Source organism: Variovorax sp. MHTC-1 (assembly GCF_003984645.1).
In the GTDB taxonomy this organism is placed as follows: domain Bacteria; phylum Pseudomonadota; class Gammaproteobacteria; order Burkholderiales; family Burkholderiaceae_C; genus Variovorax.
Genome location: NZ_RWKI01000020.1, coordinates 18,723 through 32,044 on the forward strand (window position 1 = coordinate 18,723; position 13,322 = coordinate 32,044).

At 69.6% G+C, this 13,322-nt stretch carries 12 protein-coding genes; 3 read left to right on the forward strand and 9 right to left on the reverse strand.

What is annotated here, in order from left to right; all coding sequences use genetic code 11:
* Nucleotides 1-21 precede the first annotated feature (21 nt).
* Complete coding sequence (locus EJI01_RS23335) at nt 22-1,191, reverse strand: MlaE family ABC transporter permease (protein WP_126839518.1); 1,170 nt, start codon at nt 1,189-1,191, stop codon at nt 22-24.
* 198 nt (nt 1,192-1,389) lie between these two features.
* Between EJI01_RS23335 and EJI01_RS23340 the strand changes: the two genes are divergently transcribed.
* The gene (locus EJI01_RS23340; RefSeq protein WP_126839519.1) at nt 1,390-3,018 is read left to right on the forward strand and encodes a GMC family oxidoreductase; all 1,629 of its coding nucleotides are present in this window, start codon (nt 1,390-1,392) and stop codon (nt 3,016-3,018) included.
* Nucleotides 3,019-3,021: 3 nt separating this feature from the next.
* Here EJI01_RS23340 and EJI01_RS23345 read toward each other — a convergent pair whose 3' ends face one another.
* From EJI01_RS23345 to EJI01_RS23375, 7 genes are read right to left on the reverse strand one after another with little or no spacing between them, the layout of a single operon-like run.
* Nucleotides 3,022-4,089 (reverse strand): ABC transporter substrate-binding protein, encoded by a 1,068-nt coding sequence (locus tag EJI01_RS23345; RefSeq protein ID WP_126839520.1) that lies wholly within the window; start codon nt 4,087-4,089, stop codon nt 3,022-3,024.
* A gap of 32 nt (nt 4,090-4,121) precedes the next feature.
* Nucleotides 4,122-5,264 carry an NAD(P)/FAD-dependent oxidoreductase gene (locus EJI01_RS23350; protein WP_126839521.1) on the reverse strand — a complete coding sequence of 381 codons (1,143 nt, stop codon included), beginning with the start codon at nt 5,262-5,264 and terminating at the stop codon, nt 4,122-4,124.
* Nucleotides 5,261-6,658, reverse strand: a complete 1,398-nt coding sequence (locus EJI01_RS23355) for an NAD(P)/FAD-dependent oxidoreductase (RefSeq protein ID WP_126839522.1) — start codon at nt 6,656-6,658, stop codon at nt 5,261-5,263. Before EJI01_RS23355 ends, EJI01_RS23350 begins: the two co-directional genes overlap by 4 nt.
* On the reverse strand, nt 6,655-6,957 hold the full coding sequence (locus EJI01_RS23360; protein WP_126839523.1) for a (2Fe-2S)-binding protein: 303 nt from the start codon (nt 6,955-6,957) through the stop codon (nt 6,655-6,657). The genes EJI01_RS23355 and EJI01_RS23360 overlap by 4 nt, the downstream gene beginning before the upstream one ends.
* Nucleotides 6,954-7,748 (reverse strand): ABC transporter permease, encoded by a 795-nt coding sequence (locus tag EJI01_RS23365; protein ID WP_126839524.1) that lies wholly within the window; start codon nt 7,746-7,748, stop codon nt 6,954-6,956. Before EJI01_RS23365 ends, EJI01_RS23360 begins: the two co-directional genes overlap by 4 nt.
* Nucleotides 7,749-7,752: 4 nt before the next feature.
* Nucleotides 7,753-8,601, reverse strand: a complete 849-nt coding sequence (locus EJI01_RS23370; RefSeq protein ID WP_126839525.1) for an ABC transporter permease — start codon at nt 8,599-8,601, stop codon at nt 7,753-7,755.
* Nucleotides 8,598-9,680: an ABC transporter ATP-binding protein gene (locus EJI01_RS23375; protein WP_126839526.1), complete on the reverse strand. Its 1,083-nt coding sequence runs from the start codon at nt 9,678-9,680 to the stop codon at nt 8,598-8,600. Before EJI01_RS23375 ends, EJI01_RS23370 begins: the two co-directional genes overlap by 4 nt.
* A 192-nt stretch (nt 9,681-9,872) precedes the next feature.
* Between EJI01_RS23375 and EJI01_RS23380 the strand changes: the two genes are divergently transcribed.
* A complete protein-coding gene (locus EJI01_RS23380) occupies nt 9,873-10,730 on the forward strand; it encodes an IclR family transcriptional regulator (protein WP_126839527.1) in 858 nt (285 codons plus the stop codon).
* Here EJI01_RS23380 and EJI01_RS23385 read toward each other — a convergent pair.
* On the reverse strand, nt 10,630-11,634 hold the full coding sequence (locus EJI01_RS23385; RefSeq protein WP_126839528.1) for a LysR family transcriptional regulator: 1,005 nt from the start codon (nt 11,632-11,634) through the stop codon (nt 10,630-10,632). The genes EJI01_RS23380 and EJI01_RS23385 overlap by 101 nt on opposite strands.
* 149 nt (nt 11,635-11,783) lie before the next feature.
* On the opposite strand from EJI01_RS23385, the gene EJI01_RS23390 reads away from it, so the two are divergent.
* Nucleotides 11,784-13,319 (forward strand): aldehyde dehydrogenase family protein, encoded by a 1,536-nt coding sequence (locus tag EJI01_RS23390; RefSeq protein ID WP_126839529.1) that lies wholly within the window; start codon nt 11,784-11,786, stop codon nt 13,317-13,319.
* Nucleotides 13,320-13,322 lie beyond the last annotated feature (3 nt).

The following is a 13,322-nucleotide window of genomic DNA, read 5'->3' on the forward strand; positions in this document are numbered from 1 at the left end:
GACTGGGGGTGGGTTCCATTTTCATGCCCTGAACCCCACGCCCTTGAAGAGCACTGCGAAGAGCGCATCGACCAGGATCACGACCGTGATCGAGGCCACCACCGAGGATGTGGTGCCGCGGCCGAGGCTTTCGGTGTTGGGCTTCACCTTCATGCCGTAGTAGCAGCCGATCAGCGCGATCAGGACGCCGAACACGGCCGACTTGGACATCGCGAGCCAGATGTTGACCATCGGCACCGCGCGCGGCAGCGCCGACAGGAAATAGGCCGGCGAGATGTCCAGCGTCAGATCGGCCGCGAGCATGCCGCCGAACAGCGCGGCCGCCGAAGTCCACATGCTGATCAGCGGCATCGCGATGGCCAGCGCCAGCACGCGCGGCATCACGAGCCGGAAGCCGTGCGGAATGCCCATCACGCGCATGGCATCGAGCTCCTCGGTCACGCGCATGACGCCGATCTGCGCGGTGATGGCCGAGCCCGAACGGCCCGCGATCAGCACCGCCGCGAGCACCGGGCCGAGTTCGCGGATCAGCGACAGGCCGAGGATGTTGACGATGAAGGCTTCGCCGCCGTACTGGCGCAATTGCTGCGAAGTCAGGTAGGCCAGCACCACGCCGATCAGGAGGCCCACCAGCGCGGTGATGGGCAGCGCGGTGGCGCCGAAATGGTAGAGATGGCCCGAGAAGTCGCGCCAGGGCGCACGGTGCGGCGCGCGCAGCAGCGTCCCGATGTCGAGCGTGAGCTGGCCGACGAGCGCCAGGAAATCGCGCGCCACCATCATGATGCGCGTGCCGTTGTGGGCGAAATCGTGGAGACGCTCGGTCAGCGTCTTGCCGGGCTCCGCCGGCGCGCTGCAGGTGTACTGCGCCACCTGGTCCAGCACGGCCTTGTGCTGCGAGTCCATTTCGAGCTGCGCCGGCCAGGCCTGGCGCCAGTGATTCCACAGGAGCTGGGCGCCGATGTGGTCGAGCTGCTCGACGGGGCGCAGGTCCCAGGCCCGGCCGTCCTGCGGCGGCAGGGCTTCGAGGTTCTTCGCCAGCGCATCCCAGGTGCGCCGCGACGACATCGACAGCGCGGTCCAGCAGCCGCTGGCGACGACCCAGTTGCCGCCCTCCCCGTCGCGTTGCTCGACGCGCGGATGCAAGCGGTCTGCGTTTTGCGCGTCGGCGGTCGGCAACGATGCGATCGACATGGATGGAGCGGGCGGCGGGCGGCGGTCGGCGGGATGGGGACGCAACATCGTAACCGCGTGCGTCTGCGCCGAATCGTCCGATCGCCGCCCGTTCGCGTAGGCCATCGGCGCAAGGCGCGGGCCTTTGCCACAATCGACCGTTCGATGCCGCATTGCGGCACCCCTTCACAAGAACGACCAGAGACAGACAAGGCGCGAATGAGCGACACCACCTTCGACTACATCGTCATCGGCGCCGGCACCGCCGGCGCGCTGATGGCCAATCGCCTCAGCGCCGACAAGCAATGCCGCGTGCTCCTGATCGAGGCCGGCCGCAAGGACGACTACCACTGGATCCACATTCCGGTCGGCTACCTCTACTGCATCGGCAATCCGCGCACCGATTGGCTCTACAGCACCGAGCCCGACGCCGGCCTCAACGGCCGCACGCTGCGCTATCCGCGCGGCAAGACGCTGGGCGGCTCGTCTTCCATCAACGGCATGATCTACATGCGCGGCCAGTCGCGCGACTACGAGCAGTGGGCCGCGCTCACCGGCGACGACAGCTGGCGCTGGGACAACGTGCTGCCCGCCTTCAAGAAGCACGAGGACTACTACCTCGGCGCCGACGAGATGCACGGCGCCGGCGGCGAGTGGCGGGTCGAAAAACAGCGCCTGCGCTGGGACATCCTCGATGCCTTCGCCGAGGCCGCGCAGCAAGCCGGCATCCCGCATTCGACGGACTTCAACCGCGGCAGCAACGAAGGCGTGGGCTATTTCCAGGTCAACCAGAAGAACGGCTGGCGCTGGAACACGGCCAAGGCCTTCCTGCGCCCCACCTGCTACGGCCGCCCCAACTTCGAGCTGTGGACCGGGGCCCAGGTCTCGCGTCTCGTCATCGACACGCGGCCGGACGGCAGCCGCCGCTGCACCGGCGTCCAGGTGTGGGACGGCCACGAGATGGTGCTGGCGCATGCAACGCGCGAAGTGATCCTCTGCGCCGGCAGCATCGGCTCGCCGCAGATCCTGCAGCTTTCGGGCATCGGGCCGGCCGAGCTGCTGCGCCGGCATGGCATCGACGTCGTGCTCGATGCGCCGGGCGTCGGCGCCAATCTGCAGGACCATCTGCAGATCCGCGCGGTCTACAAGATCAAGGACGCGCCCACGCTCAACGTGTTGGCCTCTTCCTCCTACGGCAAGGTGAAGATCGGCCTCGAATACCTGTGGAAACGCAGCGGCCCGATGAGCATGGCGCCCTCGCAGCTCGGCGCCTTCACGCGCAGTTCGCCCGAGCACGAATGGCCGAACCTCGAATACCACGTCCAGCCGCTCTCGCTCGATGCCTTCGGCGAACCGCTGCACGCCTTTCCCGCCTTCACCGCCAGCGTGTGCAACCTGAACCCGACCAGCCGCGGCACGGTGCACATCAAGAGCCCCCGCTTCGAGGACGCGCCCGCGATCGCGCCGCACTACCTCAGCACCGACGAAGACCGCAAGGTGGCGGCCGATTCGCTGCGCGTCACGCGCCGCATCGCGGCCCAGCCGGCGCTCGCGAAGTACGCGCCGGAGGAATGGAAGCCGGGCGTTCAATACCAGAGCGACGAGGAGCTCGCGCGCCTGGCCGGCGACATCGCGACCACCATCTTCCATCCGGTCGGCACCACCAAGATGGGCGCCGACGGCGATCCGATGGCGGTGCTCGACGCGCGCCTGCGCGTGCGCGGCATCGAAGGCCTGCGCGTGGTCGACGCCGGCGCGATGCCGACCATCACGAGCGGCAACACCAACAGCCCGACCTTGATGATGGCGGAGAAGGCGGCCGGCTGGGTTCGCGACGCGGGGCGCTAGAGCTCAGCGCTCTATCGTTTTGTTCCAGCGCGCGTTCCAGGCCGGCCGGTTGGCGTTGATGCTGTCCCAGTCGATGGTGACTGCGTTCTTCATCCACTTGTTGATCTCCGCCACCTGCGCCGCGCCCTCGCCCACCGCGGGCGCCTTGGGGTTGGTCGGGATCTGGCTGCCGAACTGAAGCACGTTGGCCTGCGCCAGCGGGCTCAGCAGGAACTCGGCCAGCTTGTGCGCCAGTTCGGGCTCGCTGTTGTTGGCGATTACGCACTGCCCCACCATCAGCACCACCGAGCCTTCCTTGGGCTGCGCGTATTCCACCGGAATGCCCTTGGTCTTCAACGCGGCCACCGCCGTAGGGGTGAGCGGAAACAGCGCGGCCTCGCCGGTCTGCACCATCTCGGAAATCTTGGCCGAGCTCGGGATGTATTCGAGCACGTTGGGACCGATGGTGGTGGGCCAGGCCTTGAAGCCGGGCTCGACGTTCTTGTCGCTGCCGCCCTGGATGCGGTTGAACATCAGGAAGCCGTGCAGGCCGAAGGACGAGGAGGACATCGACTGGAACACCACCTTGCCCTTGAACTTGGGATCGGCCAGATCCATCCACGAGGTGGGTGCAGCCCAGCCCTTCTCGGCGAACATCTTCTTGTTGTAGGCCAGCCCGGTCATGCCCAGGCTGACGCCGCTGGCCATGTCGTCCTTGAAACGGGCCGCCGGGTAGATGTCGTTGAGCGCCGCGCTCGGGCGCTGCTTCTGGCACAAGCCCATGCCGATGGCGCGCACCATGATGCCGTCGTCCAGGAACATCACGTGCATTTGCGGCTTGTCCTTGTTGGCCTGCGCCTTGGCCAGGATGTCCGACGAGGTGCCGGGCACCACCACCACCTTCACGTTGTTCGCCTTCTCGAAGGCCGGGAACACGTACTGCGTGTACGCCTTCTCCATGGTGCCTCCGTTCATGCCGATGTAGAGCGTCTTGGTCTGGGCGCTGGCCGCACCGCTTGCGGCCAGGGCCGCGGCGGCGGCCACGGCGAGGAGTGCACGGCGGACCGATGGGGATTGGCAAGAACGGGGCATGGCGGGTTCCTTTGAGAGTGGGTGGGGAAACTTCAATGCGCCGTTGCGGGCACGGCGGCTTCGACGGAAAGAAAACGTTCGATGGCGAAGGCTTCGATGGGCGTGCTGCTGCGCCCGTCGCGCGCGAGCTCGGCCAGCACCTCGCCCGCGGCCGGGCCGATCTGGAAACCGGCGCCGGCGAAGCCGAAGCCGTGGATCAGTCCCGGCGTGGTCGCGCTCAGGCCCAGCACCGGCTGGCGGTCGGGCAGATAGCCTTCGGTGCCGCTCCAGGTGCGGATGAAGCTGGCGTGGCGCAGCACGGGCAGCAGCTCGATCGCCTGCACCGCCAGCGCGGCGATGGCCTCGCGTGCGGAGCGGGCGGTGTCGGCGTCCAGCGCCACGCCGGCACCGCCGCCCAGCACCAGGTTGCCGCGCTGGACCTGACGGCAATAGATGCCGCCGCCCTCCACGCCGAGGCTCCAGTCCATGAAGTACGGCAGCGGCTCGGTGACCGCCATCGCCGGATGGCCGGATTGCAGCGGCACCGTCTCGCCGAAGCGGCTGGCGACGGCACCGGCCCAGGCGCCGGCGCAGTTGAGCATCACGGGCGCGCACACTTCCAGCGCGTTGCCCGAACGCAGCATGAAGAGTCCGCCGTCGTGCGCCACCTCGTCGAGCGGGGTGCGCTCGAAGATCTGCGCGCCCGCGCGCTGCGCCGCGCGTGCGAAGGCCGGCGACACCAGCCGGGGATTGGCCTGCCCGTCTTCCACGCACAGCGAACCGCCGAGCGCCCTGTCGCCCAGCCACGGGCAGCGCTCGCGCATGCGCGCACCCGACAGCAGCTCGATGCCGAGGTCGAAATCGCGGCTCGCGTCGCGGTAACGCTCGAGCGCGGCCAGGTCGGCCTCGCTGCGGGCGATCTTGAAATGGCCGGAGCGCAGGTACTCGCCGTCGGTGCCGATCAGTTCCGGCAGCCGGCCCCAGATGCGATGGGCCCGCTGGGCCAGCGGCAACTGGGACAGCGGCCGGCCCTGGCGCCGCACGCCGCCGTAGTTCACGCCGCTGGAACGCGAGCCGCAGAGGTCGCGCTCCAAGAGCACCACCTGCAGTCCGATGCGCCGCAGCGCCAATGCGGCAGAAGCGCCGACGATGCCGCCGCCGACGATGGCCACATCGGTCTTCAGCGTTCGCTTCATGCGGCCGCGCCCTCGGCCGGCGCACTCGCCAGCTGGATCGGAATCGGCTTGATCGGCGCCTGCCCGCGCAGCCGGCCCACCTGCGCGAGCGGCTGGCCGCTCGCGTGCGCGAGCATTTCGGCCGCCGCCGTGCCGCACATGCGGCCCTGGCAGCGGCCCATGCCGACGCGGGACAAGGCCTTGAGGCGGTTCATCTCGTCGGCGCCGCAGCTGCGCACGGTCTCGCGCAGCTCACCGGCGGTGACGTTCTCGCAGCGGCACACCACAAGCTCGTCGGGCGCATGGGCCGCCCAGTCCTGCGGAAAGGGAAAGGCGCGCTCCAGGCCGCGGCGAAAACCGACGAGCTTGCCGAGCTTGCGTTCCAGCGCCTGGGCGCGGACGGCGTCCACCTTCACCCCATGGTCGGTCAAGAGCGCCAGCGCAGCGCGCTCGCCGGCCCATTCGGCCGCATCGGCGCCCATGATGCCGGCGCCATCGCCTGCCAGGTAGACGCCGGCCACGCTGGAACGACCGGCCGCATCGCGCTCGGGCAGATGCGCGCGCTGCAGCGGCGCGAAGGCGAAGCGGCAGCCCAGCAGGTCGGCCAGCTGCGTTTCGGAACGCAAGGCGTAGCCGAAGCCGACCGCGTCGCATTCGAGCGTTTGTTCGCGCGTGCCGTCGTGCCAGGAGACGCCGCCGACGCGCGCATCGCCCAGCACCCGCAGCGGCCGGACGCCGCCATGAAGCAGCACGCCGCGGGCGCGCAGCCAGGCCACGTAGTAGAGCCCCTTGAGGAACACGGCCGGCTGCGAGAGCAGCGCCGGCACGGCCGCGAACTGGTCGGCGAAGCGCGCGGTGTCGAGCACGGCCGCCACGTTCACGCCGGCCTTCGCGTATTGGCAGGCCACCAGGTAGAGCAGCGGGCCGGTGCCCATGAAGACCACGCGCCGGCCGATCGCGCAGCCCTGGAATTTGAGCGCCACCTGCGCGCCGCCGAGGGTGTAGACGCCAGGCAGCGTCCAACCGGGCACGGGCAGCACGCGGTCGGTCGCGCCGGTCGCCACGATCAGCTGGCGATAGGGCACGCTGCGCGTGCTGCGGCTCGGGCCGTGCAGCACATCGAGCAGGCCGCCCTGGGCGTTCCACACCAGGCTGTCGGGCTGGTAGTCGATGCGGTCCTGCAGCCCGTCCAGCGCCGCGTGCATGGCGGTGGCGCGCGCGGCTTCGAAGCCGTACAAGGTCTCGGGGGAACGCTGAAAGTTCGCCGGTGGCCGGCGGTAGATCTGGCCACCGGCACGGCCGGCTTCGTCGATCAGCACCGGCCGCAGGCCGTGCGCGACCAGCGCCTGCGCCGCGCGCACGCCGGCCGGGCCGGCGCCCACGATCACGGGTTGCAGCATGGCCTCTGCCGTCATGCAGGCTCCCCGCCGGTGAGCAACGCCATGCCGGGTTCGATGAAGGTGGAGCAGGCGCGCAGCCGGGCGCCATCGGCCGTCAGGATCCAGCAGTCCTGGCAGGCGCCCATCATGCAGAAGCCCGCACGCGGCGCGCCGCTGAATTCGTTGCGGCGCAGCTGGCCGCACTGGGTCAGCACGGCGGTCAGCACCGTGTCGCCGGCCAGGGCGCGAGCAGGCCGCCCGTCGAGCGTGAAGGCCACGGGAGCGCGACCGGACTCGGCCACACGGTACAGCAGAGGCTTGGCGAAACCGCTCATCGGCGCCCCACCAGCACCCGGTCCAGCCCGTAGACGCGGTCGAGCACCACCATGGCGCAGGCCGTCACCGCCACCATCAGCGCCGACACCGCGGCCATCAGCGGATCGATCGATTCGGTCGCGTACATGTACATGCGCACCGGCAGCGTCACGGTGCTGGGCGCGGTCACGAAGATCGACATGGTCACCTCGTCGAAGCTGTTGATGAAGGCCAGCAACCAGCCGCCCGTCACGCCCGGCAGGATCATCGGCAAGGTGATGCGCCTGAACATGGTGGCCTGGCTCGCGCCGAGCGAGAGCGCAGCCTGCTCGGCGCTGCGATCGAAGCCGACCAGCGCGGCGATCACCAAGCGCAGCGTGTAGGGCGTGACGATCAGCGCGTGGGCCAGCACCAGCCAGCCGAAGCTGCCGGTACCGCCGACCAGCGCGAACAGGCGCAGCAGCGCCACGCCCAGCACCAGGTGCGGAATGATCAGCGGCGAGAGGAACAGGCCGTTGAGGAAGTCGCGCCCCGCGAACTCGTAGCGCGTGATCGCCATGCCGGCCGGCACCGCCAGCAGCGTGGCCAGCGTGGCCGAGGCGAGCGCCAGCCACAGGCTGTTCCAGAACGATTGCATGAAGTCGGGGTGCGCGAACACCGCTTCGAACCAGCGCAGCGAGAAGCGCGTGGTCGGGATGGTGAGCGTGTTCTCGGGCGTGAAGGCGACGATGCACACCACCAGCAGCGGTGCCAGCATGAAGGCGATGACGAGCGCGTTGAACGCGAGGGCCAGGGGTCCGTTCTTGCTCATGGCCCTACCCGAGCGCCTTTTTGTATCGGCCCTCGACCAGCCGGTTGTAGCTCAGCATGACGACGAGATTGGCCGCCAGCAGCGTCAGCGCGATGGCCGCGCCGAGCGGCCAGTTGAGCTCGTGCAGGTACTCGTCGTAGACCACGGTCGCGACCATCTTCAGGCGCCGCCCGCCGAGCAGGCCCGGAATGGCGAAGGAGCTGGCCGACAGGCCGAACACGATCAGGCTGCCCGACAGCACGCCCGGCATGACCTGCGGCAGCACGACGCGGCGCAGCGTGGTGAAGTGCGAGGCCTTGAGCGAGAGCGCGGCGTTCTCGACGCCCGGGTCCAGCTTCTGCAGCGAGGTCCAGACCGGGATCACCATGAAGGGGAGCATCACGTGCACCAGCGCGATCACCACCGCGGTCTCGGTGTAGAGCATCTTCACCGGGCCGAGGCCGACGAGCTTGAGCGACCCGTTGACCAGGCCTTCCGGCCCGAGCAGCATGCTCCAGCCGAAGGCCCGCACCACCACCGACACCAGGAGCGGCGCCAGCACCACCAGCAGCAGCACCGAGCGCCACGGGTTGCGCATGCGGCTCAGCACATAGGCCTCGGGGGTGCCGACGAGCACGCAGATCAGCGCCACCAGGCCCGAGATCCAGAAGGTGCGCCAGAAGATGCCGTGGTAGTAGGAGTCGGTGAACACATGGGTGTAGTGCTCGAGCGTGAACTCGTCCGCCCGGGGGCCGGTGGCGGGGTCGTAGACGTTGAAGGACAGCACCGCCGTCAGCGCCAGCGGCACCAGCAGCAGCGCGGCGAACAGCAGCAGCGCCGGCCCGGACAGCCACCAGGGCGATGCCTTCTTCATGCGGCCACCCGTTCGGCAGCCGCACGCTCTTCGGCGGGCAGCAGGCGCGTGCAGTGGTCGGGCCAGGCGAGCCCGGCCGCATGGCCTTCATCGAGCGCGGGCCGGCCGTCGTTGGGCGACAGCACCATCAGCTCGCCGACCGGCGTCGTCACGGCGTAAAGCCACTGGCTGCCGAGGAAGAAGCGCTCGCGCACCGTGCCGTCGAAGCGGCCGCGGCCGGCTTCCACCAGCTGCAGCTTTTCCGGCCGCACGCTGAGCAGCACCTGCGCGCCGACCTGGAAGCCGGCGTCGTCCACATCGACCGCGAACGGCCCCAGGTCGACGCGGCTGCGGGTGCCGTTCGCCACCACGCGCCCGGCCAGCAGGTTGGCCTTGCCCACGAAAGTGGAGATGAAGCGCGTGCGCGGATGCTCGTAGACGCGGTGCGGATGGTCGATCTGCGTGGCGCAGCCGCCTTCCATGACGACCACGCGGTCGCTGATCGACATCGCCTCGCTCTGGTCGTGCGTGACCATCACCGTGGTGGTGCCCACCTTGCGCTGGATCTGGCGCAGCTCGAACTGCATCTCCTCGCGCAGCTTGGCGTCCAGGTTGGAGAGCGGCTCGTCCAGGAGCAGCACCGGCGGCTCGATCACCAGCGCGCGGGCCAGCGCCACGCGCTGGCGCTGGCCGCCCGAGAGTTCGCGCGGATAGCGGGTGGCATGCGGCTCCAGGTGCACCAGGGACAGCGCCTGCGCCACGCGCTCGCGCCGCTCGGCCTTCGGCATCTTGCGCATCTCGAGGCCGAAGCTCACGTTGTCGGCCACCGTCATGTGCGGAAACAGCGCATAGGTCTGGAACACGATGCCCAGGCCGCGCGTGTTGGCCTTGGCGTGCGTGATGTCGCGCCCGGCCAGTTCGATGCGGCCGCTGCTCACGGCCTCGAAGCCCGCCACCATCTGCAGGGTGGTGGTCTTGCCGCAGCCCGAAGGCCCCAGCAGCGAAACGAATTCGCCTTTCTCCACCGACAGGCTCATGGCGGACACCGCGCAGGTGCTGCCGTAGAACTTGGTCAGCTCGGTGAGCTTGAGAAATGACATGAACAGGCCTTTCGTGGGGCGCACCCCGATGGGGCGGCAACTGAAGTCTTTCGTCGGAGTCGATTCACTCTATTGCAACGAATGCGCCAGATCACACAGGGTATTTCACTAATCAGAATCTTTTTCTTATTTATTCCGTTCAATGGAATTTGTGGCGTAGACTGGCCGAACAACATTCCACCCTGCACAGGCATGAGCACCCCTTCTCCTTCCACCAGCGGCGTGCCGCGCGTCTTCGCCGTGATCCGGGCCCTCGCCGCGGTGCAGGCGGAGGGTGGACGCGTGACCCAGATCGCACGCGCCGTCGGCCTGACCCAGGCCACCACGCACCGGCTGCTGCAATCGCTGGTGGCCGAAGGCATGGTCGACCAGGACGCGCGCAGCAAGCTGTACCGGCTGGGCATCGACTTCTTCGCGCTGGCCGCCAATGCGGGCAACCCGGGGGACCTGCGCACGCTGTGCCGCCCCGTGCTGTTGCGCCTGTGCGCGAGCCTGGGCGACAGCATCTTTCTGCTGGCGCGCAGCGGCTTCGATGCGGTGTGCCTGGACCGCAGCGAGGGGCCGTTTCCGATCCGTTCCTTCACCGGCGACGTCGGCGGGCGCATCGCGCTGGGCGTGGGCCAGGGCGCGCTCGCGATCCTGGCCTTCCTGCCGGAGGCCGAGCGCGAAGAGGTGATCCGCTTCAACCTGTCGCGCGTGCGCGAGTACGGCGTGTACGACGAGGTCTATCTGCGAACCGAGATCGAGCGCGTTCGCCAGGCGGGCTACGCGGGCCGCAGCACCGGCCTGCTCGAAGGCATGGCCGGCGTCGCCGTCCCCATCTGCGACCGCGAGGGCCGCGCGGTTGCCGCACTGAGCGTGGGCACCATCGCCGACCGGCTCAACGCCGACCGCATGCCGACCGTGGTGGAGCTGCTCAAGCGCGAGGCCGCGGCCATCGGGCCGAAGATCAATCCCTTCGACGCGACGCTGCGCCGGCCTTCGCAGAGCCTGGCGAGCTCGCCGGCCGCGCAGCGGATCGAGCTGCCCGCGGCGCCGGGGCCGGCGTGAGGGCCGCGGCCCGGCTCTGGGCCACGATCCAGTCGCGAAAGGCCAGCAGCAGGGGCGTCTGGGCGCGCGACTCGGGGTACACGAGGTAGTAGGCGTCCGAACTCGTCAGCGCCTGCGGAAACAGCACGACCAAGGCGCCGGAGGCGATCTCGGCCTCGACCAGAAAGCTCGGCAACAGCGCCGCGCCCAGCCCTGACACTGCGGCCTGGGCGATCATCGCGAACTGCTCGAAGCGCGGCCCGCGCAGTGCCTGCGCCGCGCTGCCGCCGGTTTGCTCGAACCACTCGGCCCACTGGGTCGGCCGGGTGCTCTGCTGCAGCAGCACGACCGAGGCCAGGTCCTGCATCCGGTGGATGCCGTGCTGCTGCTTGTAGGAAGGGCTGCACACAGGCACCACCTCTTCCTGCATCAGGTATTCGCAGGCGGCGCCAGCCCAGTGCGGCGCGCCGAAATGAATGGCCGCATCGAAGGGCTCCTGGGCGAAGTCGAAGGGCTCGGAGCGGGCCGCGAAGTTCACCGTGACCTCGGGATGGCGCGCCGCGAAATCGGGCAGGCGCGGAATCAGCCAGCGCGTACCGAGCGTGGGCAGCACGGCCAGGTTGAGCAGCCCGCCGCCGCCGGAGAGCGCCATGACCTTCTGCGTGGCGCCGGAGAACTGCTGCAGCGCGCCGCGCACGTCCGCGGCGTAGACCCGGCCGGCGTCGGTCAGCACCACGCGCTGGCGCACGCGGTGGAACAGGGCCACGCCCAGCTGGGCTTCGAGCTGGCGGATCTGCCGCGACACGGCGCTCTGCGTCAGGTGCAGCTCGTCGGCCGCGCGCGAGACGCTGGCGTGGCGCGCCGCAGCCTCGAAGGCCAGCAGGTCCGCGATCGGCGGCAGGAAGGTCTTGCGAAGCGTGGTCATGCGGCGGAGGAATGATCTGGCGGGAGGCTAGCGTAATCGCGCTGCGCAAAGTTCATTCCTTCCGAGCATCAAGTCTTTCCGATTTTTTGCTATGCAATCGGCCCGGCGTGGCGGATATTGATGCCCTCCTGTTCTCGAACGCGAATCCCATGCCGCAAGCCTTCACCTCCTCCGTCGCCACCGAAGTCGATCAGCTGCTGCAGCGCTTGGGCGTGCCCCACGCCGCCTACACCGGCGGCGACCTGCCGGTGCGCTCCCCGATCACCGGCGAGCCGATCGCCGCCGTGGCGCAGACCACGCCGGCCGAAGCCACCGAGGCCATCGGCCGGGCGCACGCGGCCTACCAGGCATGGCGCAGCGTGCCGGCGCCGCGCCGCGGCGAACTCGTGCGCCTGCTTGGCGAGGAGCTGCGCGCGGCCAAGGCCGACCTGGGCCGGCTGGTCACGCTGGAGGCCGGCAAGATTCCGTCCGAAGGCGCCGGCGAGGTGCAGGAAATGATCGACATCTGCGACTTCGCGGTCGGCCTGTCGCGCCAACTCTACGGCCTGACGCTGGCCACCGAGCGCGCCGAGCACCGCATGATGGAAAGCTGGCATCCGCTGGGGGTCTGCGGCGTCATCTCGGCCTTCAACTTCCCGGTGGCCGTGTGGTCGTGGAATGCCGCGCTGGCGCTGGTCTGCGGCGACGCGGTGGTGTGGAAGCCGTCCGAGAAGACGCCGCTCACCGCGCTGGCCACGCACGCCATCGCGCAGCGCGCGCTGGCGCGCTTCGGCGATGCGCCCGAGGGCCTGCTGGAACTGCTGCTCGGCCAGCGCGCCGTCGGCGAAGTGCTGGTGGACGACCACCGCGTGGCGGTGCTGTCGGCCACCGGCTCCACCGCCATGGGGCGCCAGGTCGCACCGCGCCTGGCGGCGCGTTTCGCCCGCGCGATCCTGGAGCTGGGCGGCAACAACGCGGCCATCGTCGCCCCGTCGGCCGACCTCGACCTCGCGTTGCGTGCCATCGCCTTCTCCGCGATGGGCACGGCCGGGCAGCGCTGCACGACGCTGCGCCGCCTGTTCGTGCACGACGGCGTGTACGACACGCTGGTGCCGCGGCTCGCCAAGGTCTACGGCAGCGTGCAGGTGGGCGATCCGCGCGCGCCGGGCACGCTGGTGGGGCCGCTGATCGACAGCGCCGCCTTCGAGGGCATGCAGAAGGCACTGCAGGAAAGCCGCGAGGCCGGAGCGACGGTGCATGGCGGCGGACGCGTCGACGGCATCGCGGGCGACGGCGCCTTCTACGTGCGGCCGGCCCTGGTGGAGCTGGCCGCGCACGCCGGCCCGGTGCTGCGCGAAACCTTCGCGCCCATCCTGTACGTGCTGCGCTACCGATCGCTCGACGACGCGATCGCCTGGCACAACGAAGTCGGCGCCGGCCTGTCGTCGTCCATCTTCACCTTGAACGTGCGCGAGGCCGAGCGCTTCATCTCGAGCACGGGTTCGGACTGCGGCATCGCCAACGTCAACATCGGCCCGAGCGGCGCCGAGATCGGCGGCGCCTTCGGCGGCGAGAAGGAGACCGGCGGCGGGCGCGAGGCCGGCTCCGACAGCTGGAAGGCCTACATGCGCCGCGCCACCAACACCATCAACTATTCCACCGCCCTGCCGCTGGCGCAGGGCGTGACCTTCGACATCGAGGGCTGAGCG